22 protein-coding genes are annotated in these 21540 nt (G+C 68.4%); 9 read left to right on the top strand and 13 right to left on the bottom strand.

The genetic code is table 11. The annotated features are described in order from the left end of the window. Nucleotides 1–37 precede the first annotated feature (37 nt). From GIY23_RS04500 to GIY23_RS04480, 5 genes are all read left to right on the top strand, one after another. A complete protein-coding gene (locus GIY23_RS04500; RefSeq protein WP_154075502.1) occupies nucleotides 38–766 on the top strand; it encodes a class I SAM-dependent methyltransferase in 729 nt (242 codons plus the stop codon). An 84-nt stretch (nucleotides 767–850) separates the two neighbouring features. Further along, nucleotides 851–1363 (top strand): hypothetical protein, encoded by a 513-nt coding sequence (locus GIY23_RS04495; protein WP_154075501.1) that lies wholly within the window; start codon nucleotides 851–853, stop codon nucleotides 1361–1363. A gap of 39 nt (nucleotides 1364–1402) precedes the next feature. Continuing rightward, nucleotides 1403–1732, top strand: coding sequence for a hypothetical protein (locus GIY23_RS04490; RefSeq protein ID WP_154075500.1), 330 nt, complete (start codon nucleotides 1403–1405; stop codon nucleotides 1730–1732). After that, complete coding sequence (locus tag GIY23_RS04485) at nucleotides 1725–2993, top strand: putative T7SS-secreted protein (RefSeq protein WP_154075499.1); 1269 nt, start codon at nucleotides 1725–1727, stop codon at nucleotides 2991–2993. Before GIY23_RS04490 ends, GIY23_RS04485 begins: the two co-directional genes overlap by 8 nt. Before the next feature lie 27 nt (nucleotides 2994–3020). Beyond that, on the top strand, nucleotides 3021–3554 hold the full coding sequence (locus GIY23_RS04480) for a hypothetical protein (RefSeq protein WP_154075498.1): 534 nt from the start codon (nucleotides 3021–3023) through the stop codon (nucleotides 3552–3554). 208 nt (nucleotides 3555–3762) lie between these two features. On the opposite strand, the gene GIY23_RS04475 is transcribed toward GIY23_RS04480, so the two are convergent. Next, nucleotides 3763–4410 (bottom strand): ferritin-like fold-containing protein, encoded by a 648-nt coding sequence (locus tag GIY23_RS04475; RefSeq protein ID WP_154078610.1) that lies wholly within the window; start codon nucleotides 4408–4410, stop codon nucleotides 3763–3765. Between the two features lie 526 nt (nucleotides 4411–4936). Between GIY23_RS04475 and GIY23_RS04470 the strand changes: the two genes are divergently transcribed. Together GIY23_RS04470 and GIY23_RS04465 are read left to right on the top strand one after the other, a co-directional pair. Continuing rightward, a complete protein-coding gene (locus GIY23_RS04470) occupies nucleotides 4937–6646 on the top strand; it encodes a DEAD/DEAH box helicase (protein WP_407646830.1) in 1710 nt (569 codons plus the stop codon). A gap of 415 nt (nucleotides 6647–7061) precedes the next feature. After that, complete coding sequence (locus tag GIY23_RS04465; RefSeq protein ID WP_228717542.1) at nucleotides 7062–8267, top strand: Rv3212 family protein; 1206 nt, start codon at nucleotides 7062–7064, stop codon at nucleotides 8265–8267. A 122-nt stretch (nucleotides 8268–8389) separates the two neighbouring features. Here GIY23_RS04465 and GIY23_RS22950 read toward each other — a convergent pair whose 3' ends face one another. From GIY23_RS22950 to GIY23_RS22600, 5 genes are all read right to left on the bottom strand, one after another. Then, complete coding sequence (locus tag GIY23_RS22950; RefSeq protein ID WP_154075497.1) at nucleotides 8390–8947, bottom strand: hypothetical protein; 558 nt, start codon at nucleotides 8945–8947, stop codon at nucleotides 8390–8392. Further along, the gene (locus GIY23_RS04455) at nucleotides 8937–9782 is read right to left on the bottom strand and encodes a RecB family exonuclease (protein ID WP_154075496.1); all 846 of its coding nucleotides are present in this window, start codon (nucleotides 9780–9782) and stop codon (nucleotides 8937–8939) included. The genes GIY23_RS22950 and GIY23_RS04455 overlap by 11 nt, the downstream gene beginning before the upstream one ends. A 49-nt stretch (nucleotides 9783–9831) precedes the next feature. After that, nucleotides 9832–10698 (bottom strand): PHP domain-containing protein, encoded by an 867-nt coding sequence (locus GIY23_RS04450; protein ID WP_228717541.1) that lies wholly within the window; start codon nucleotides 10696–10698, stop codon nucleotides 9832–9834. 154 nt (nucleotides 10699–10852) lie between these two features. Further along, the gene (locus GIY23_RS04445; RefSeq protein ID WP_154075494.1) at nucleotides 10853–11422 is read right to left on the bottom strand and encodes a PH domain-containing protein; all 570 of its coding nucleotides are present in this window, start codon (nucleotides 11420–11422) and stop codon (nucleotides 10853–10855) included. An 18-nt stretch (nucleotides 11423–11440) separates the two neighbouring features. Continuing rightward, nucleotides 11441–11602, bottom strand: coding sequence for a cytochrome c family protein (locus GIY23_RS22600; protein ID WP_187352022.1), 162 nt, complete (start codon nucleotides 11600–11602; stop codon nucleotides 11441–11443). Between the two features lie 142 nt (nucleotides 11603–11744). Here GIY23_RS22600 and GIY23_RS04440 point away from each other — a divergent pair, with 142 nt between their 5' ends. Further along, nucleotides 11745–12173, top strand: a complete 429-nt coding sequence (locus GIY23_RS04440; RefSeq protein ID WP_154075493.1) for an NUDIX hydrolase — start codon at nucleotides 11745–11747, stop codon at nucleotides 12171–12173. Between the two features lie 354 nt (nucleotides 12174–12527). Then, nucleotides 12528–13607, top strand: a complete 1080-nt coding sequence (locus tag GIY23_RS04435; RefSeq protein ID WP_154075492.1) for a magnesium and cobalt transport protein CorA — start codon at nucleotides 12528–12530, stop codon at nucleotides 13605–13607. Nucleotides 13608–14355: 748 nt separating this feature from the next. Here GIY23_RS04435 and GIY23_RS04430 read toward each other — a convergent pair. The 7 genes from GIY23_RS04430 to ygiD all read right to left on the bottom strand — a co-directional run bounded on the left by GIY23_RS04430 (nucleotide 14356) and on the right by ygiD (nucleotide 21522). Continuing rightward, complete coding sequence (locus GIY23_RS04430) at nucleotides 14356–15522, bottom strand: ABC transporter ATP-binding protein (RefSeq protein ID WP_154075491.1); 1167 nt, start codon at nucleotides 15520–15522, stop codon at nucleotides 14356–14358. Between the two features lie 36 nt (nucleotides 15523–15558). Continuing rightward, nucleotides 15559–16389: a carbohydrate ABC transporter permease gene (locus GIY23_RS04425; protein ID WP_154075490.1), complete on the bottom strand. Its 831-nt coding sequence runs from the start codon at nucleotides 16387–16389 to the stop codon at nucleotides 15559–15561. After that, the gene (locus tag GIY23_RS04420; RefSeq protein ID WP_154075489.1) at nucleotides 16389–17321 is read right to left on the bottom strand and encodes a carbohydrate ABC transporter permease; all 933 of its coding nucleotides are present in this window, start codon (nucleotides 17319–17321) and stop codon (nucleotides 16389–16391) included. Before GIY23_RS04420 ends, GIY23_RS04425 begins: the two co-directional genes overlap by 1 nt. Further along, complete coding sequence (locus GIY23_RS04415; protein ID WP_187352021.1) at nucleotides 17318–18583, bottom strand: ABC transporter substrate-binding protein; 1266 nt, start codon at nucleotides 18581–18583, stop codon at nucleotides 17318–17320. Before GIY23_RS04415 ends, GIY23_RS04420 begins: the two co-directional genes overlap by 4 nt. A 228-nt stretch (nucleotides 18584–18811) precedes the next feature. Next, the gene (locus GIY23_RS04410; protein ID WP_407646829.1) at nucleotides 18812–19333 is read right to left on the bottom strand and encodes a general stress protein; all 522 of its coding nucleotides are present in this window, start codon (nucleotides 19331–19333) and stop codon (nucleotides 18812–18814) included. Between the two features lie 73 nt (nucleotides 19334–19406). Beyond that, nucleotides 19407–20564, bottom strand: a complete 1158-nt coding sequence (locus tag GIY23_RS04405) for a CPBP family intramembrane glutamic endopeptidase (protein ID WP_154075488.1) — start codon at nucleotides 20562–20564, stop codon at nucleotides 19407–19409. 73 nt (nucleotides 20565–20637) lie between these two features. Continuing rightward, entirely contained in the window at nucleotides 20638–21522 is an 885-nt protein-coding gene (gene ygiD, locus GIY23_RS04400; protein WP_222850235.1) for a 4,5-DOPA-extradiol-dioxygenase, read from the bottom strand. Nucleotides 21523–21540 lie beyond the last annotated feature (18 nt).

Here is a 21540-nt window from a genome sequence, read left to right as displayed (position 1 = left end):
GGTGGCTGGTGGCATGGCCCCCAACGGAGAGGTGGACATGGCACAGCCGTCGAGGCCGTCGAGCGAGCCCGAGTTCGAGCGCGCCTGGGCACACGCGGCCCAGGTCAAAGGGTGGATGACGCGCGGGCAGGCCCGTCAGTTGTGGCAGGCCGTGCGACGACTCGGAACGGGCGCGGTCGTCGTCGAGATCGGAAGTCACCACGGACGTTCCACGCTGATTCTCGGAGCGGCGGCTCGAACCGTAGGTGCGTCGGTCGTGGCCGTCGATCCGTTCGTCGGCGGCCCGATGTTCGGGGGCGCGGCGACCAAAGACCTGTTCGAGAAGAACATCGCCACCGCGGGCCTCGACGACGTGGTCGAGCTCGTGGAACGACACAGCACCGCGCTTCGCCCCGAGTGGACCCGTCCGATCGACTTGCTCTACATCGACGGCAAACACGACTACTGGACCTACACCGACGATCTCCGCTGGTCGCGGAATCTGCCGCCCGGCGGTGAGGTCCTCGTGCACGACTGCTTCTCGTCGCTGGGTGTCACCCTCGGCACGCTGGCGAAGATGCTCTGCGGCAGGCGCTACGTCTACGTCGACCGGGCGTCCTCGCTGGCACGCTTCCGCCTGCAACGCCCCACTGCCCGCGACCGGCTCCGGATCCTCGCCCAGCTGCCGTGGTTCCTGCGGAACGCGTTCTTCAAGATCCTGCTGCGCCTGCGCCTGTACCCGGTGGCCCGCCGCTTGGGCCACGACAGCCGCTACGACCCGTACTGATCGAGGCGGGTTCACGAGCGGTGCCCTGGTGGCGTGCGGCGCCCTGTTAGCGTGCGGCTCGACGCGAGCTGACGGAGGCGCACGATGGGCATGTTCGACTGGCTGACCGGCACCAAGCGGCCCGCCGACGGTGTCCCGCCGAGATCACCCCACGAGGTCTACCAAGCCCTGCTCGCCGTCAACCGTCCGACGGCGCCGTACGTGGTGCGTCCGGCACACCAGGAGGGCGTCGACCTGGTCGCGGAGTGGAAGATCGTCGACGCATCCTGGTACGCGATCTTCTCCAAAGCAGGCTTGAAGAAGGTCTTCAGGGTGTTGATGCGATTCGATCCGGCGAAAAACGAGGTCAGGTCGATCGACCAGGAGTGGTCGGTCTCGTGGAATGTCGGTGTACCGACCTTGTCCCTCACTGCGGAATTCTCCAGGGGCCAGAGCAATAAGGTCTCGTTCGGCACCGGGTATGCCTTCACAGAAGAAGGCCAGTACGGCGAAGTCTACAGCTACAAGTTCTCTAGCAGTGAGCTGAAAACTCCGCTGAAAGAAGCTGTGACGAGCGCGGGCTGGACGTGGCGCGGCCTCGCCTTCGGCAAGCTCTGAACCGCTCCACCATCGGCGACTCAGGAAAGGGACGAACGGATGACAGCTGCCGGCTTCGGCGCTGATCCTGAACAAGTACGAGGTATCGCCGCTGAAATCACGGGCATCGTCCGACCGATCGAGCCCGCGGCCACGGCCGATGTCGCGACCAATGCTGCAGCATTCGGTCACGACGGCCTTCACCGTGCGCTCACGGAGTTCTGCGAGGCGACCAAGCTGGCCACGGATGTGCTGATGCAGAGCGCCGAGTCCGCGAGTACCGGTCTGCACGCGGTGGCACGCACCTACGAGAGCGACGACGACGCGGAACGTCGACGCATGCAACAGCTCGCCGCCGAGGTCCCACCGCCCGGGGGGTCGCATGGCTGAGTTGGGAGAGACGACCAACCCCAAGGAACTCGTGCCGGGGCAGCCCGCTCACGTCGATGACGCGGCGGAAATGCTGGGCAAGCAGGGCGAGAAGTTCGACATCGTCGCGCGGGACTTGCGCAAGGTGGATGTCGGCGGATGGCAAGGCCAGGCGAGCACCAGCTTCCAGGAGATGTTCTCCCTCGAGCCACCGAAGTGGATCAAAGCCTGTGAGGCCCTGGAGACCGTCTCCGGGGTGCTCACCGAGCATGCCGAGACCCTCCGGTGGGCGCAGGCCCAAGCTGCTCAGGCCGTCGAGATCTGGGAACGCGGGGAGGCAGCCACGGAGCGAGCGACAGCCGAACACAACGCGGCCGTCGCGAACGCCAACACCCAGAACACGCCCACGACAGTCGGACCGTTCACGGACCCGGGCGAAGCGATGCGGCAGGAAGCCCGTGACCTGCTCGAACACGCGCGCGGCAAGTTACGTTCGACCGGCGACCAGCACGCTCGGACGATCGGCGGTCAGCACACCGACGGGACCGGAGTGCTCGGCGGACTCGTCGACGCGGTCACCGGCGGATGGTCGGCAAAAGGCAAAGCCGAGGCGAGCGGTCCCGGTGCCGGCTTCGAGGCGAAAGGACCGGGCGGCGGCAAGCTTGGCGAACTCAAAGCGTTCGCGCAGCTCGGCAAGGCGAGCGCCGAAGGAACCGTCGGCAACGATCTTTACAGCCTCTCCGGCAAAGCCGAAGCAAGCGTAGGTGCCGAGGCCACGGTCGCCGCTTCGCTTACCGATGAAGGACTGAATGCGAAGGCCCAAGTCGCTGCAATGGCAAAAGCGTCCGCCGAGGGCCGTTCTGAACTAGGCCCGTTCGGCGGGTACGGCAAAGTCGAAGGCCAAGCGGGCGCACAGGCGGGCGCGGGCGCGACTTTGAACAAGTCTGACGGGCTCAAAATCGGAGCAGATGCTTTCGCTGGCGCCAAGGGCACAGCGAAAGGCGGTGGCGACGTTGGCGGAATCGGCATCAACGCCACAGCCGAAGGATGGGCAGGGGCCGGCGCTGAGGCGGGGATCACCATCGGTCCTTCTGAAAACGGAACGTTTGAGATCGGTGCCGACGCGGGCGCTGCGGTAGGTCTCGGCGGCAAGCTCGGCTTCGAGGTGACGATCGACCCGGCCAAGGTCCAGGAGACCGCGGGCGACGCTGTAAGCGCGATCGGCGAGCTCGGGGACGCCGCAGGGGACGCCAGCAAGACGATATCCGGCTGGCTGGAGTGAACGCGGCCGGAGGAACAGGAGTGTGACGTGGCGACATCGATGCCGGTCCCGATCGAGTTCCGCCTTCCCGAAGGCTGGCAGGCGGCGAAACCGGACGAGGTAGGTGCTCCCGGCGCGGCGTTCGTCGCGTTGCACCCGACGTCCCAGGTGCCCGGCTTCACCACGAACATCACGATCGACGGCGAGGTCCGCTCGGACGAGATCTCGCTCGTGGAGGTGGCCGAGGAGTCGGTCACGAATCTCGCGGAAGCGTCGCGAGGTGTCGCGGTGTCCGACCGTCGGGAGATCGGCTCTGCGGACGCTCCGGGCCTGACGCAGCTGTTGACGGTCTCCGCCGTGATCGGCGAGACGACACGGGAACTGGTGCAGTGCCAGGTGTATCTGGCCATGCCCGATGAGCGGGATCCTGGCGTGCGCGCGGTCGTGCGGCTGGCGATGACGGCGCCTAGCGAACAGTTCGATTCGGTCCGCGCGGACTTCCAGGAGTTCGTCTCGACGGTGCGGGCCGGCAGCTCCGGAGACTCGGGCACCCCCGGAGACTCGAGCAGCCCCAGCGGCTGAGGCGTCGCGGCGGCTCCGGGGGCTCCGGAGGCTCCGGGGGCTCAATTTGAGGCGAACGGCACTTTCGCCCCACCACACGAGGCGAACGTGCCGCTCACCCCACACGCCCCATCGAGGCGAACGGCACTTTCGCCCCATGAGACGAGGCGAACGTGCCGTTCGCCTCGGTGGGCGGGTGGGGGAAGCACTCGCCGGCGCGAACCCGGGCTCAGGCCAGGCCGAGGCGTTGCATGCGTTTCGTGTGGTTGGACTGCAGCTTCCGGAACAGCGTCGCGATGCCGGTGAGGTCCCCGGACCCGCGGATGATCAGCTCGGAGAGCGCGTCCCGTTCCGCCGCGACCCGCTGCGCCTGGGTGACCGCCTCGCCCAGCAGCCTGCGACCCCAGAGCGCGAGCTTGTCGCGCAGGGTCCGGTCGTCGGCGCAAGCGGCGAGGACCTCGCGTTCGGCGAAGGCGGAGTGGCCGGTGTCGTCGACGACCGACAGCACGATCCGTTTGGTCTCCGGATCGAGCCATTCGGCGATCTCGCGGTAGAAATCGGCGGCGAGCCCGTCACCGACGTAAGCCTTGACCAGCGATTCGTGCCAGGAGTGCGGGGCGGTGGATTCGTTGAAGTCGTCGAAGGCTTGCACGAACGGCTGCATCTTGGTCTCGACAGTGGCGCCACGCCGGGCGAGTTGTTCTTCGAGCACCCGGTAGTGCCCCATCTCGGCGGCCGCCATCTTGGCCAGCGCCGCCCGCCCGGTCAGGGTGGGTGCGGCGCGGGCGTCCTCGGCCAAACGGTCGAACGCGGACAACTCGCCGTAGGCGAGTGCGGCCAGCAGGTCGACGACACCTTCCTCGTACTTGTCCCCCATGTCCGTGCTCGTCGTGGCCGGTGTCGACGTACCGCTTCGCTCAGCCTCGTTCATGGCCCGGAGCCTATCGCTCGACACCCGCACCGGGTCGGGTCGCGCACGATCCTCCGGACGGCAGGTATCCTGGAACGTGGAGGAGTACCGGCGTCAGGCGGTGCGATCGTCGCGGAGCCCGCGCAACGGGCCGTCGAGGATCATCCACGAGGGTCCTCTGCGACACCGTCTCCGACGGATCGTCGCAGGTCGAAGGAGGCGCCCGCGATCGGGCGGACCCGGGAACACCGTCGGCGCGAACGCAGCCCGTGACACGGTCCACCGACCCGGTGGGTGCCGGCACGAGGAACCGTCCCCGCGCTCGACGACTCCGGTACGAACAGACCTGACAGCGGCGTGGGCCGCTGACGTGAACAAGGGCGCGCACCATTACGACGGTGACTTCGAGCATAGTTCCCGACCGCCGTACGACGCGGTCGATGGCCGGAGTTCGTCCCGTCCCGAGTGTCCCGATCATGGGTGACACCGATCCGTGCGCGCAGGTACGAGAGAGGCGATCACCCTGACGATCACGAACAACCGGGGCTCCGAGAGCTCCGTAGACGACACCCCGGCCCCCGAGACCAGCCCGACCGCGAAGCCCGACACGACAGACAAGCACGCCCTCGAGCACGCCGAGACCGGCGGCGAGGACGTCGACGTCGATCAGGTCCGGCACCTGCACGCCGAGGGCGCCGCACCCGCGACGCCGACGTTCGCAGAACTGGGCGTGAAGTCCGAGATCGTGCGGGCGCTCTCGCAGGCCGGCATCGAGCACACGTTCGCCATCCAGGAACTCACGCTGCCGCTGGCGTTGCGGGGCGAAGACCTGATCGGGCAGGCGCGCACCGGCACCGGCAAGACCCTGGGCTTCGGTGTGCCGCTGCTGCAGCGGGTCCAGAACCCGGGCGACGGCACGCCGCAGGTACTCGTCGTGGTCCCGACCCGTGAGCTGTGTGTGCAGGTCACCCGGGACCTGACGGACGCGGGCAAGCACCTGGGTGTGCGCACCCTCGCGGTCTACGGCGGCAGGCCGTACGAACCGCAGATCGAGGCGCTGCAGAAGGGCGTCGACGTCGTCATCGGCACGCCGGGTCGGCTGCTCGACCTCGCCGAACAGCAGCACCTGGTGCTCGGCAAGGTCAACGGGCTGGTGCTCGACGAGGCCGACGAGATGCTCGACCTCGGCTTCCTGCCGGACATCGAGCGGATCCTGCGGATGGTGCCCGAGCAGCGGCAGACGATGCTGTTCTCGGCGACGATGCCGGGGCCGATCATCAACCTGGCCCGCACTTTCCTGCAGCAGCCCACCCACATCCGTGCCGAGCAGGCCGACGCGGGCGCGGTGCACGAGCGCACCGAGCAGTTCGTCTACCGCGCGCACGCGATGGACAAGACCGAACTGCTCGCGCGGGCACTGCAGGCCACCGACCGCGGACTGACGATGATCTTCAGCCGGACGAAGCGGACCGCGCAGCGCCTCGCCGACGATCTCGCCGAGCGCGGGTTCGCGTCGGCCGCGGTGCACGGCGACCTCGGCCAGGGCGCCCGCGAGCAGGCACTCCGGGCGTTCCGAGGCGGCAAGGTCGACATTCTGGTGGCCACCGACGTGGCGGCTCGCGGCATCGACGTCGAGGACGTCACACACGTGATCAACCTGCAGTGCCCGGACGACGAGAAGACCTACGTGCACCGCATCGGCCGCACCGGCCGAGCGGGCAAGACCGGTGTGGCGATCACGCTCGTCGACTGGGACGAGGAGCCCCGCTGGAAGCTCATCAGCGACGCGCTCGACCTCGGCAAGCCGCAGCCGGTGGAGACCTACTCCACGTCGCCGCACCTCTACACCGACCTCGACATCCCTTCGGACGCCAGTGGTCGGCTGCCGCTCTCGCAGCGCACCCGGTCGGGACTGTCGTCGGAGCCGGACGAGGACGCGAAACGCGCGCCACGCCGCCGTGGACGCGGCCGAGGTGGCGAGTCCAAACAGAACGGCGAAGCAGGCGAGAGCCGTCCGGCGGGTCGACGCAAGCGGCGTCGCACTCGCGGCGGCGCGAACGCGGAGGACGCCAAGGCGCCGTCGGAGGCCGCGACCTCGAACGGCTCCGGCCAGCAGGAGGCGCCCGGTTCGGACCGTCCGCGTCGCCGTCGTCGCCGGGGTGGTTCCGGCCGGGGCGGCAACTCCGCTCCCGCAGCGGAATGACCACCACCGCTTGACCGGTCGAACGCCTCGAGGCCCACGCAGCCTCGGGGCGTTCGCTTGTGTGCGCGCACCCCGGGGCACAGCGGCGTCGAGTCGGGTCTGAGAGGACATTTGCTTGTGTGCCCGTAGGGCACGGTCATACGTGATCAGCCGGGGCACGGTGAGGGGCTCCGGCGTCCCAGTTCGTGCCTCGCAAGGCAGGGGTTCTCGCCGCGTACGCCTGGTACTCAAGAGGACCCCAACGCCGCGAGGCACGAACTGGGACGGCGGTACCGGAGCACCCACCTCAGTTCCAAACGCCCTCTGAGCTGAGAGGACATCCGGGATGGTTCCGCCACGGAACCACCGACCCAGATCACTCCGGGCACCCTCTAAGCTCGGCGAAGGAATAGCGGACGAGGAAGTGCCGGGGGACGTGACTGTGGCAGGGCCGGAACGGCGCACCAGAGCGGATCTCGTCGCGGTCGTGGTGCTGGTCGTGGCGGCTGTCGTCGCGACGACCGTGGTGTGGGTCACCAGCGACGCGCGCGCCACCCTCTCCGAGATCTCGCCTCGGATCCCCGCACCGGAACAGCCCGTCGCCGTCCCGCCCGAACTCACCGAGGCATGGCGCGCCCCCAGCGGGGCGACACCCGAGCCGGTGACCGCAGGACCGGGGGTGATCACCGGTGACGGCTCCACCGTGCGCGGCCACGATCCGCGAACCGGCGAGGAGCAGTGGCGCTACGCGCGCGATCTCCCGCTGTGCACGGTCGGCGCCGAGTGGCGCGGTGCGATCGCCGTGCACCGGAAAGGCGACGGCTGCAGCGAGGTCACGGCGTTGGAGGGCGCGACCGGCACACGCGGTCCGCAGCGCAACTCCGACGCCGAACTCGGAACCCGGCTGCTCAGCGACGGCACGTACGTGACCGCCACCGGAACCGGCATCGTGGAGAGTTGGCGCTCGGACCTGGTGCGTACCCAGCAGTACGGCGTTCCGGCGGCACCGAAGAACGCAGGCAACAACCTTCCGCGCCCGGGGTGCCGGACGGTGTCGGTCGGAGTCGGTGACGACCGGGTGGGGCTCGTGGAGGCATGTCCCGGCGAGCAGAGTGACCGAATCACGGTGATCAAGGCGCGCCCCGAGGACGACGAACAACCGGAGCAGGTGCTCTCCGTCGCTCTCGGCAGCGCAGACGCGAGCATCGTCGCGGTCTCCCAGCAGTTCGTCGCGGCCGTTCTCCGCGACCGCGGCGAGGTCGCGGTCTACGACACGGACGGGAACCGCCGACAATCGTTCCCGGCTCGGACGGAGGCGTTGCCGCCGGACGAGGTTCGCGTGGAGGCGACCACACCCGGTGAGCCGCTCACCTGGTTCACCGGCCGGGACACCGTCGCCCTGGCACCGAACTCGTTCACCCCGCTGTGGACCGTGCCCGACACGCTCGGCTCGGGGGCGTTGTTCGCGGGCAAGCTGCTGGTGCCCGTGCGGAACGGGCTCGCGGTGATCGACCCGAGATCGGGAGCTCGCGAGACGATGATCCCCGTCGATCGCGGTGGGTTCGACGGTCCCGTCGAGGTCGCCGTGCTCGGAGACACCGTGCTGGAACAGCGCGGCGACACGCTTGTCGCTCTGCGCTGAGGATCAGTGCCTGTCTCTGCTCTGGTCCTGATGCCCGTTCAGGGCATGGTCTCGCGCGCTCTGCCCGAGCACGGTGAGCGGCTTGGGACCGGGACCACCCACCCCAGTTCCACAATGCGTTCTCAGGCCCACCACCAGAACCACAGCGAGCCGATCACCACTGCGACCACTCCGAGCGCGTATCCCGCGGCCACCGCTCCGGTTCTGCGGTCGGCGGTCGCCTGCAGTGCGAGCGCGGCAACCGCCGCGACGCAGTGCGACACGACCGCAGGGATGCCGGGGCCGCTCTGCCCATTGCCGGTGGCCCAGAACTGTACCGCGATGAGGAAGACCGACAGCAGCGTGAACCCCGCCGCGAGTGAACCCGTGAACCCGCGTGCGGCGAGCCCACCCGCACTGGGGCCGCGCCGCAGGGGACGCCCCACGGGCTCTCGCTCGTCGCGCCGGTGAGCCTGCTCGTCCCACCCGCGCGGTTGCTGCTCGTCCCACCGGTGAGGTTGCGGCTCGTGCAGCGTGCGCTCCGGCCGGGTCGCCCTCGGAGGGCGCACCGGCTGCCGGTGCGGTGACTGGTGCGGAGAGGCTTGCCGATACGGCGGTGGCTGTTGCGGCGGCGGGCTCGCGGTGGGCCGGCGTCGCGGCCGCCCGTCGTGGGCACGTCCCGGGTGCTCGTCAGGTCGCATCGTCGCGCTCCACCTTCGCCCATGGCGCCAGGTCCGGTGCGGCCTGTGTGCCCTCCGGGCAGTGTGCCGGAAAGTCGCAGCGCGAGCAGTGCCCGCCGGTGCGCGGCGGGAACCAGACGTCGCGATCCTCGCCGGCCGCGTGTGCCTCGGTGGCACGGCCGATCCGCCCGGCAGTCTGCCCCGCGTCGGCGAGGTGCTCGGCGAGGGAATCCTCGGTGTGCTCCCACGAGGCTACGGTTGAGCTCGGCACATGGTGCAGCTCGACCCGGCGACACGGCTTGCGGAAGGTGCGGCGAGCCGCGATCGCGTACAGCGCGAGCGCTCGCGACGTGCGGGCGTCGTCGGTCTCGGGCACGTGCCTGCCGGTCTTGTAGTCGACCACCACGATCTCCTCGCCGCGCTGGTCGACGCGGTCGACACGGCCTTCGGCGATGATCGAGCCAGCCGGCGCGGAGACCCACCGCTCGACGGCGAGCGGCGAGAGATCCCCGTCCCGGCCCGCGACGTACTCGGAGAGCCACCCTGCGGCGCGATCACGGTGCCGCACCGACTGAGTGCGGTCGCGAAAACCGTCGTGCTTCCAACAGCGGCGGAGCTCGGACACGGCCTTCTCGGACGTGCGCTGCGTGGCGGGAAGTTCCGACACCGCCTTGAGCGCGTTGTGGACCGCGGCGCCGACGGTGGCTTCGACGTGCGGTCCGGCGCGGGGCGGCGTCGGCCGATCGACATACGCCATCCGGTACCGGCGGGGACACGCGGCCCAGGTGTTCAGCCGAGCGGGCGTGATCCGCACCAGCTCGGCCGGGATGCCTTCAAGACCGAGTTGCCCCTGCACCCTTCCACAGTACGCACGGGAACGGGCCGCCCAGGACGCGACCCGAGGATCACCCGAAGATCTTGCTGCCGGTGGCGCGTTGCGCCAACCGGTCCAGCGATTCGGGATCGGTGGTCTCGGCTCCGAGCGGAATCGTCTTGTTCGTCCCGTGGTAATCGCTGCTGCCGGTGGGCACGAGGTCGAGAGTCCCGGCGATCTCGCGGAGCTGCTCCCGCGCGTCGCTGTCGTGATCGGGATGGTCGATCTCGACACCGCTGAGTCCTGCCGCCGCGAGTTCGGCGATGGTCCGTGCCGAGACCGTCCGGCCGCGCGCGGTCGCGAACGGATGCGCGAGAACGGTCACCCCTCCCGCCTCGGCGATCATGTCGACGGCCTTGAAGACCGGAGTGTCGGTGCGCGGCAGATAGTAGCGGCCGTGGTTGCCGAGGTAGCGGGCGAACGCGTCGTTGACGTCCTCGGCGGCACCGGCCTGGACGAGCATGCGGGCGAGGTGCGGCCGTCCGCCGGGTGAATCCTCGGGGAGCGCGTCCATCAGCGCGTCCGGATCGACAGGAAAGCCGTCGTCGGCCATCCGGGTGGCCATGACGCGCAGCCGCGTGCGGCGTTCGGCTCGGAGCCGGGCCTGTTCGGCGACGAGCGCCTCGGACCGCGGATCGAACAGGTAGGCCAGCATGTGGACGGTGATGTGGCGGCCCTGCCCGTCCGGGCACTGGCAGGAGAGTTCGGCGCCGGGGACGACCCGCACGTGGCCGGCCTGGTCACGCACGGCGCGTTCGGCTTCCGCCCACCCGGCCGTGGTGTCGTGGTCGGTGAGGGCGACGACGTCGAGCCCTGCCGCCGCGGCCGCGGCGACGAGTTCGGTAGGCGTGTCGGTGCCGTCGGACTCGGTCGAGTGCGTGTGCAGGTCGATAGCCACGCCCCCAGTGTCACCCATCGGCCGACCCAACCCGAAACCCTAAGCCGGGCGAACGGCACTCTCGCCTCACCACACGAGGCGAGAGTGCCGCTCGCCCCATCGGAGTGAGGAGAGCTGCGCGACGGAACCACGCACGTCAACCCCGCACCACCACTTACTTGGCGAGCTTGGACTTGCGTGCGCCGACCGCGGCGCGCCGGGCCTTGAGCATGGAGAAGCGGTCCTGCTGCACCTTCTTGTCCCCGAACACCAGGTGCGAGATGGCGTCGAAAACCTCTTCGGGGTTCGGCAGGTACTCGATCTTGTTGAGCGCCTGGATCTGACCTGCGGATTCAACGACCATGGTGCCGTAGCCGAACGCGCGGCCCGCGACGCTGCGGTGATACGTGAGGTCGGTGACCTTGCTGATCGGCATCATCTGCACGGACGACGTGACGATGCCGGTGATGATCATGAAGCGCTTGTCGGTGACCACGATGCGCTCGACATACCATTCGATGACGCTGTAGGCGAACCTGATGAGCACGAACAGCCCCGCGTACCAGAGGATGTTCTGCGCCCACCAGACCCCGCCGGGCAGCAGGTAGGACACCATGACCACTCCGACCAGGAGCCCGACCGCCTCGAACAGGTCCCACACCAGGTGGGCCCAGTGACGGCGGACACGAATGACTCGCCGCTCGGTGTCGAGAAGGTATTCGTCGGGATCCCTCGGTGCGAACACGGCACCCGCCTCCGCCGGTTACTGGAACAGGTTCTGCATGAAAGTGATGACGGCCTCTGCCGCCTGCCGGAGGCTGCCGAGCAGTCCGTTGACGACATCGCTGGCCTGGGCTGGGGAGGAGATCAGGAAGAAGAGAAGAAACGCGATCCCGGCCCAGGTGAGGATTTTCTTCATGTTCACTGTGACGCACCCCGTCCGAAAAACCTTTTGACGCATACCGCTGCTGATCCGTTGTACCGCACTCCGGCGCTGTACGGCAGCTTTGTACCGCACTCGGGTCAGTCGTTTTCGAGTCGCCCCCAACCCACTACGCTCCGTGTTGATGATCGTATCGGACCGGAACCCGCTGCCCTGCGTCGGTGCCGTGGTACACGATGACCAGGGACGATTGCTGCTGGTCCGCCGCGCGAACGAGCCGCGTCGCGGCTTGTGGTCGTTGCCAGGGGGCCGAGTGGAGTCCGGGGAATCCGACCGTTCAGCGGTGGCGCGGGAAGTCCTGGAGGAAACGGGACTGTCGGTGACCGTCGGGCCGATTGTCGGACGCACCACGGTTCACTCCGGGTCGGTGACGTACGGGATTACCGATTACTCCTGTTGGAGCAGCGGGGAGACGCCGTGTGCCGGCGACGACGCCGCCGCGGCAATGTGGGTGGGCAGTGCGACTTTCGCCACACTCGACGCCGCGGATGCTCTGACCGAGGGACTCGCGGCCCTGTTGCGTTCCTGGAATTGCCTCCCGACCGCGGAGTGAACCTCTGCCGCATTCCCGAGCTGCGCCGCCATTGCCACTCTCCCGGGAAGCCGACAATTCACCCGTTCACGGTCTTCGGCGACACCGCGTCAAGGGGGCTGCTCGGCCACGTCGGTCGAGCAGGTATCGTTTCGCCTCGGTTGACGAGATTTTCCACCGGTCGGTGGGCAACACAAGGAGGTGAGGGATCGTGAGCAGCTCGAACAATGCTTTGCCGTGTAGTACCGGCCGCATCCCCGCCGGAGACCTCCGCCAGTAGGTCATCCCCTCGCGGTAGGCACCGCCGAGAGGCCGGCCGGGATGCGAACGCCGAAGTCCCGCGTCGCCCCAGTGTCTGCCCCCCAGGAGGTCGCTGTGCCCAGCCTGCCTTCGCTCGGTCTGCGCCATCGCTCGTCGCGCGTGAAGAACGCCGCGCCGCGTCCGCCGCAGTCGCGCCCGCTGTCCGTCGTGGACTGCGCGGTGTACGTCGACGGGCATCGCCTGGCGGGCCACTGGTCGCACGGCGAAGCGATCGAGGAAGTGCGCGGCCGCGGCACCGGGTTCGTCTGGATCGGCCTGCACGAGCCGGACGAGCAGCAGATCAACGGCATCGCCGAGACGTTCGGCCTGCACGAGCTGGCCGTCGAGGACGCGGTTCACGCGCATCAACGGCCGAAGCTGGACCGCTACGACGACAGCGTGTTCATGGTGCTCAAGACGGTCCGCTACGTCGCCAACGAGAAGCTGACCGCGACCAGCGAGATCGTCGAGAGCGGCGAGCTGATGGCGTTCGTCGGCCACGACTTCGTCATCACGGTGCGACACGGCAAGCACGCGGGCCTGGGAGTGGTGCGCAGGCAGCTCGAGTCCGACCCCGAGCAGCTCGCGCTCGGGCCCGCAGCGGTGCTGCACGGCGTCGCCGACCACGTGGTCGACAGTTACCTCGACGTCACCGAGGCGATCCAGGGCGACATCGACACGATCGAGGCCGAGGTGTTCGCACCCCGTACCACGATCGACGCCGAGCAGATCTACCTGATGAAGCGCGAGGTGCTGGACCTGCGGCGCGCGGTGATGCCGTTGGCGAAGCCGTTGAAGCGGCTCGCCGAGGGGTACACGCCGATGGTGCCCGAGCAGGTGCGGTCGTACTTCCGCGACGTCGACGACCACCTGACGACGGTCTCGGAGCGGGTCGTCTCGTTCGACGAGCTCCTGACCACCCTGGTGGACGCGACGCTGGCGAAGATCACGCTGCGGCAGAACACCGACATGCGCAAGATCTCGGCTTGGGTCGCGATCATCTCGACACCGACGATGATCGCCGGGATCTACGGGATGAACTTCGAGAACATGCCGGAGACGAACACGGTGTTCGGATATCCGGTGACGTTGCTGGTGATGCTGGGCTGTTGCATCGCCCTGTTCAAGATCTTCCGGAAGAACGGGTGGTTGTGACATGCGGTGTCACGGGCGCAGCCACTCACCCGACACACCGGTGGGCAGTCGCGTGTTCGTCCCGCCTGCGGTCCCGACGCCCGACCCGGCCGTCGTTCGGGTGTGGCCGCGCCAGCCACAGTCCGTGAGTCGTGTTCCGCACGAGCCTGCGAGGGAGGTCGCCGTGCTTGCCGTTCCGTTCCGTCCCGGCGATCCCACCGCCGCGAGCCGCACCCGACGAAGCGCGGTCGCACGTCGTGCCGCGGTGCGAAAACCCGGCACGGTGTGGACTGCGGTTCCGCGCCACGCCGCGCTGCGCGCGTAACGCGCGCGGGAACCGTCGGCCACATCGTGAGGCGACTTTCCCTGTAGGACTTCGTTGTCACGCCCGGGAGGCACTCATGCTGACCCGTCTGGTCACCAGCAAGCTCACCCTGCTCTCCGCCGCCCTCATGGGCTGGATCATCACCCTGTTCATCGTCATCGCCCAGCAGGGCTAGGAGGTCGCGCGGGTTGGTCCGGGTCGGCGGTTCCGTCGCGGAACCGCCGACAGGCTGGCTACGGGCTCGTCGACATCAAGGAGCGAACTACACCACGCCCGACGCCGTCCTCGCGAGCCACAGCCTCAACCCGCGCAGCCCCTCACTCCCCCGATCGCGCTGCACCCCACCCTTCGGCCCCGCCCCTGTGGACAACTCGCCACCCTGTGGACAGAGGGGTGGCAAATTCGCGCGAATTTGCCGGATCGTCCGAGGTCGGGTGCGATGCCTCAGGTGACGGCGTTGCCCGTCGAGGGGTCGAACAGGTGCAGTTTGTCGGGGTCGAACCACACCTCGACGTTCTGGTTCTCTCGCGCCGTCGACTCCACCGACAGCCGGGTGACGACGTGCGCCTGGTCGCTCGGCAGATCGGACGTGCCGGTGTCGACGGCGAGCTCGTCCAGCTGCGCCGACTCCGCCTGCGCGCTGTGCAGGGTGAAGTAGACGTACTTGTCGGAACCCATCTCCTCGACGATCTCGACCTCGTCGGTGAAGGTGTGGCCCCTGCGACGGTCGTCGACGAGCGCGGCGTCCTCGAAGTGCTCCGGCCGGATGCCGAGCACGAGTTCGCGCGGCGCGTCGGCGGCTTCCAGCGAGCGGCGGATGCGATCACTCAGCGGCACGTCGCCGAACGCGCACCGCAGCGTCCCGTCGTCGACCTCACCGGGCAGGAAGTTCATGGCCGGCGAGCCGATGAAGCCCGCGACGAACAGGTTGTGCGGGTTGCTGTAGAGCTCTTGCGGCGAGCCGACCTGCTGCACCAGACCGCCGCGCATCACGACGACCCGGTCGCCGAGCGTCATGGCCTCGGTCTGGTCGTGGGTGACGTACACGGTGGTGGTGCCGAGCTGCTTCTGCAGCTTCGAGACCGAGGTGCGCATCTGCACCCGGAGCTTGGCGTCCAAGTTGGACAGGGGCTCGTCCATGAGAAACGCCTTGGGGCTCCGGACGATCGCACGCCCCATCGCGACCCGCTGCCGCTGGCCGCCGGAGAGGTTGGCGGGGGTGCGGTCGAGATGCTGGGTGAGGTCGAGAACACGGGCGGCCTCGTCGACCCGTTCCTTGACCGTCGGCTTGTCCACTTTGGCCAGCCGCAGCGGGAACGCCATGTTCTCGAAGACACTCATGTGCGGGTACAGCGCGTACGACTGAAACACCATGGCGATGTCCCGGTCCTTCGGCGCACGCTCGTTGACCCGGTCGCCGTCGATGATCAGGTTGCCCGCGCTGACGTCCTCCAGCCCGGCGATCATGTTGAGCGTAGTGGACTTCCCGCATCCGGAAGGGCCGACGAGGATGACGAATTCGCCGTCGCCGATGCTCAGGTCGACGTCGCGGACCGCGAGCGAACCGTCCGGGTACCGCTTGCTGACCTTGTCCAGAACGATCTCAGCCACGAGAAGTCCTTTCACACACAAAGCTGGTGGCGCGCATCAACCCTTCACCGCCCCCGATGTGAGGCCGGAGACGATCTTGCGCTGGAAGAAGAGCACGAACAGGATGATCGGGATCGTGATCACCACTGCGGCCGCCGAGATCGAGCCCGTGGGGTCCTCGAACTGTGAGTCACCGGTGAAGAACTGCAGCGCGACCGGAACGGTCCGTGACGCCTCGGTCGAGGTCAACGAGATCGCGAACAGGAAGTCGTTCCAGCAGAAGATGAACACCAGGATCGCGGTGGTGAACACGCCCGGCGCGGCCAGCGGAGCGATGACCTTGGTGAACGCCTGGAACGGGGTGGCGCCGTCCATTTTCGCGGCCTTCTCCAGTTCCCACGGGATCTCCCGGAAGAACGCCGAGAGCGTGTAGATCGCCAACGGCAGCGAGAAGGTCGTGTACGGCAGGATCAGACCCGGCCAGGTGTCGAACAGCCCCAGGTTGCGTTCGATCTCGAACAGCGGCGAGACCAGGGACACCTGCGGGAACATCGCGATGAGCAGCGAGACGGCGACGAGCGCTCGTTTGCCTGGGAAGTCGAGCCGGGCGATCGCGTAGGCGGCCATGACCCCGATGACGACCGCGACCAGCGTCGCGATGAGCGCGATCCCGATGGAGTTGATCAACGAACGCGTGAACTCGCTGGTGCTGAAGATCGTCGCGTAGTTCTCCCACGTCCACTCCCGTGGAATGAAGTTGCCGTCGGCGATCGTGGCCGGTGTCTTGAACGACAGCGACACGATCCACAGCACCGGCAGCAACGCGTAGACGATGACGACGGCGTTGAGCACCGTCCACTGTGCCTTCTTCTTGGCCGTGGCGGCCATCAGCCCCTCCCGTCCTTCTCGTCGCTGCCGGGCGCGGCGGTGCCGAACAGTTTCACGAAGACGAACGCGATGATCGCCACGGCGATGAAGATGAGCACCGACATCGTGGAGCCGATGCCGAGGTTCAGGCCCTTGATGAGGTTGTTGTAGGCCAGCACCGACACCGACGAGGTGTCCTGGGCGCCTTCGGTGAGCACGACGATGTTGTCGAAGACGCGGAACGCGTCGAGCGTGCGGAACAGCAGCGCGACGAGGATCGCCGGCTTCATCACCGGCAGCATCACCTTGGTGAAGCGCTGCCAGGGCCCGGCGCCGTCCACGGAGGCGGCCTTGAGCAGATCCTCCGGGACCAGGGCGAGTCCGGCCATGAGCAACAGCGCCATGAACGGCGTCGTCTTCCACACCTCGGCGAGGATGATGATGGCCAGCGAGCTGCCCTGTTCGGTCAGCGGCGCACCGTTCGGCGTGAGGGCGTTCGCGAGATAGCCCGTCTCGGGTGTCCAGGCGAAGCGCCAGCTGAACGCGGCGACGACGGTGACGATGCCGTACGGCACGAGCGTGACGGTGCGGACGAGCCCCCTGCCGACGAGCGCCCGATGCATGATCAACGCGAGGATCATCCCGAGTACCAGTTCGATGATCACTTGCACCGCCGTGATGAACACGGTGACCCCGAACGCCGTCCACCAGTATTGGTTGGTGAGCACGGTGACGTAGTTGTCGAGCCCGATGAACTCGCGCTGGCCCGGGAACTTCAGGTCGAACCGCTGGAACGAGAGCCACACCGCGTACGCGATGGGCCATGCGGTGACCGCGAGCATCACGATCGCGGCCGGAGCGCACAGCAGCCAGCCGAGCCGCCGTTCGGCGCGTTTGCCTTCGCTCAGTGGCGCTTTTCGTTCCGACGTGGAGATGCGGGTGGCGGCGCTCACGGCATCACTCCGGTGGAGTCGAGTGCGTCCTGGATCTCGTTGCGGAGCCGTTCGGCGGTGCGCTGCGGCTCGATGTCGGAGGCGGGCGAGAGCAGCTTCGCGAGCACTGTGGACACGTTCTGGTAGGCGGGGGTGACGGGCCTGATGGCGGGATCCCTGAGTTCGGCGAGGATCTCGTCGCGCATCGGGTACTCCTCGGCCATTCCCGGCCCGGCGTAGACGGACTCGATCGTCGGCGGCACGCCGTCGTTGACCGCGGAGAAGCGTTGACTTTCGGCGTTGCGCAGACAACTCGCGGCGTCGAAGGCGAGGTCGGGCTTCTGCGAGTACTGGCTGACGCCGAGATTGAAACCGCCGATGGTGACCTTGCTGGGCTTGTTCGGGTCGAGACTGGGGTAGCGCGCCCACTCGAGGTTCTGCAGCTGCTCCGGCGAGTCCTCCTTCATGGAGGCGTAGACGAACGGCCAGTTGAGCTGGAAAGCGGCGTTGCCCTGTTCGAACTCCATACGGATGTCGTCTTCTTGCGCGTTCGACATCGACGGGCTGGTGTGCCCGGAGTCGGCGAGGTCGCGGAGGGCCTGCAAGGCACGCACCACGCCGTCGTCGACGACAGCGCGTTGGCCGTCGTCGGAGACGAGTTGACCGCCCGCGGAGGCGACGAGCGTGTTGAACTGCACGACGTAGCCCTCGAACTGGGCGCCGGGGATGAGCACCGTGCTCGGCTTGCCCTCGGCCTCGAGCCGGTCGGCCTGCCGGAGCATCTCGTCCCAGGTACGCGGCGGCTGGTCGACGAGGTCACCGCGGTACCAGAGCAGTTGGACGTTGGTGTTCTTCGGCGCCGCGTACAGCTTGCCCTCGTAGGTGGCCGACGCCAGCGGACCCGCGAGGGTTCCGTTCGAGACCTCGGCCTTGCGGTCGCCCGTCCATTCGCGGATCCAGCCGGCTTCGGCGAACTCGGCGGTCCACGTGGTGTCGAGTCCGAGGATGTCCATGGCCGGGTCCTGCGCGGCCAGACGGCGCGCCATCTGCTCGCGCTGACCGTCGGCGTCGCGGGGCAGCTTGTTGTAGACGATGTTGTACCGGCCGCCGGATTCGGCGTTGCAGCGGTCGACGACCTTCTGCAGGTTGTCTTCCGGCGCGTAGTACAGGTTCACCTGGTTCGGCGGTTCGGCGGGCGCGCACGCGGTGAGCGCGGTGACGCACGCGAGTCCCGCGCCCAGCGCGGCCGCGCGTCGGCCGCGTCGTCTGCCGGGTGTGCCCAACGGTCTCCGCCTCCCCGTCGCTCGATCGGCGCGCGGGAGGGTTTCGGCCCCGCTGCCGGTACCGGCCGTCGCGGCCGGTGTGAGCAAGGTAGGCGTGTAGATCGATCAAGGCAAGAGGCGTGCGCTACTTTCCCCCAGCTGAACCCACTTGCCGTGAGTCACGTCCGCCCGCGGGACCGACTCCGTTGTGCCGCAACGGGATCCCGATCACCGTGTGATCGGCGGCGGCTACTGTCCGTCCGGGGCTCGCATGGCGAGCCGGGCGAGCATGTCGCGGCCTTGTTCGGCGTGCTTGGGCTGGGCGAGGACGTCGTAGCGTCCGGCGACCAACTGGCTCGCGGAGGAGAAGTCGCGGCGGCCGCGCGTGGAGGCGTAACCGACGGCGGCGAAGACGAGCCCGAAGACGACACCGGTGCCGAGACCGACGAGGACCGGTCCGATCCAGGCGCCCGCTTGCGAGAACAACCCCATGATCAGGCCCACGAACAGACCGAACCACGCACCCGAGGCGGCACCCCCGCCGAGCACCCGCGCCCAGCTGAGCCGCCCGGTGACGCGCTCGACGAGCATCAGGTCGACGCCGACGATGGTCACTTCCTGCACCGGGAAGTCGTTGTCGGCCAGGTGATCGACGGCGTGCTGTGCCTCCCCGTAGGTGGTGTACGAGCCGATCGGCCATCCCGTGGGCGGGGTCGGCATGCTGGGGGTGTGCGGCCCGGACCGGCTCGAGCCGGCGAACGGGTTGGTCACCGTGGACACCTCCACTGACGAGGGGCTGTGTACGGGACGACCGGCGTCGTGTCCGAATCCTCCCGCTACCAGATTACTCCGTCGCGCCCGAGCGGAGATCAACCCGCTCCACACCGAGTGTCCACGGCGAGACGGGAGCTCGCCCGCCGAGCACGGTGTGCAGTTCACGGCGCTGGGCGCGCCGATCGGCGATCCAGCCATAGAGCGGGATGACGACGAGGAACGGAACCACGTCGGCGGCGGCGAAGTCACCGGCCTGTTCGAGGCTGGGCACGCCGTAGACCCCCGCGACGAGCAGGCTGAGCACGTTGTTGGCGATGTGCAGGCCGATCGCGGCTTCGAGACCCCCGGTACGGATGGTCAGCCAGCACATCACCAGCGCCATGAGCATCAGCTGGATCCACACCAGCACGTCGGTGTAGCCGTGGCTGAACAGGAACGCGACCGACGAGAGCACGATGGCGACCCACGGGGTGCGGAACCAGGCGGTGAGCGTCTGCACCAGGAATCCGCGGAACGCGTACTCCTCGGCGGCGCATTGCAACGGCACCACGAGCAGGGCGATGGCGGCGATCGTGAGGTAGGTGGGCCAGCCGGGGAAGCCGATCGGGCCGCCCGGTCCGGTGATCAGTTCGTAGACCAAGCCGAACGCGAAGACGGCTCCGAGCAGGACGGCCGCGATGCCGAGGCACTCAGCGAGCCACCTCCACCGCAGGCCGCCGACCACCGAGCTGACGCTGCTGAACGGCCGGTTCTGCAACGTCCGCACCGTGAACCAGACGCACGGCAGGAACACCACGAGAGTGGCGAACCCGGCGAAGAGCAAGAACATCGGATCGGTGAGAACCCGGTCGATTGCGTCGAGGACGCCGGCACCGCCCGTCACGCTCGGCAGCGTCGCCACCGCGGTGACCGTGGCCAGCGCGGCGACCAACGCGATCACGGCGAGCACGACGAACACGACGAGCGAGACGAGCGGGCGCCACCAGCGGTGAGCGGAATTGCGCGCGAGCAGGTGGTAGGGCTGACCGGTTTCGATCACCGCGCTGCGTGAGGGGGCGGGCGGCTGTCGCACGGCGCTGGCCCCCGGAGCCTCGACCGCGGCCGGGGCGCCCCCGCCCGGTGGAGGCGCGCCGTACGCGGGGGCCGAGGACTGGGGATCCTGCGCGCGTGCGGTCTCGCCGGGGCCGCTGTGCGCCGAGCCGATCGGAGGTTCGGACGGTTCCGTCACACCCACGATCGTAGGCGCCGCATCGCCTCCCGTGCGGCCCGAGTCTCGTTCCGTCGCCGGATCCACCGCCCGGCTAGATGTTGGACTCGTCGGGCGCCACCTCGTCCGGCGGCGGAGCGGAGCCACCCACCCCTGACGCGGACGGGCACGACATGCCCAGGGTGTACGCCGTCATCGACAAGGATCCGTACGCGTAACCGTCTACGAGCACCTCGGTGCCGGATCCCCGTGCCGCCCCGGCGAGCCCCGCCAGGTACAGCGCGGGAATGAAGTGGTCCGGTGTGGGCACCGCGTGGCGATAGTCGCTGTGGGCGTCGAGCGTCGCCACTTCGGTCGGTTCCGTCAGCATGCGGGTCTTGGCGTCCTCGTCGAACCGCCGCGCCCAGTCGTAGCCGTCGTCGCGGAGGCTCCAATCCATGCCGCGCAGGTTGTGCACCACGTTGCCGCTGGCGACGATCAGCACCCCGCGTTCCCGCAGCGGCGCGAGTTTCGCCCCGAGTTCGAGGTGGTAGTCGAACGGCTTGTCGGCGTTGATGCTCAACTGGACGACCGGAATCGAGGCGTCCGGGAAGGCGTGCACCAACACCGACCAGGTCCCGTGGTCGATGCCCCAACTGTCCACGTCGGCTCCGACCCAGGTCGGATGCACGATGTCGCTGATCTCGGTGGAGAGCTCCGGTAGACCGGGGGCGGGATACTGCACGTCGAACAGCGGCTGCGGGAACCCGTAGAAGTCGTGGATGGTGCGCGGCCTCGGCATGGCCGTCACGGCAGTGGCGTTGATGTACCAGTGCGCGCTGATCACCAGAATCGCGCGTGGCCGAGGAACCGCCGCACCGAACGCCTTCCAGGCGCTCGTGTAGCGGTTGACCTCCAGTGCGTTCATCGGGTTGCCGTGACCGAAGAACGCCGCAGGCATCCTGACGCCCGAACCGTTCCGGGTTTCCGCACTCGTCATGTCCGTTCCCTTCTCCCG

It is taken from the genome of Allosaccharopolyspora coralli (assembly GCF_009664835.1).
Taxonomy (GTDB): domain Bacteria; phylum Actinomycetota; class Actinomycetes; order Mycobacteriales; family Pseudonocardiaceae; genus Allosaccharopolyspora; species Allosaccharopolyspora coralli.
This window is presented reverse-complemented; position numbering and strand designations above follow the sequence as displayed.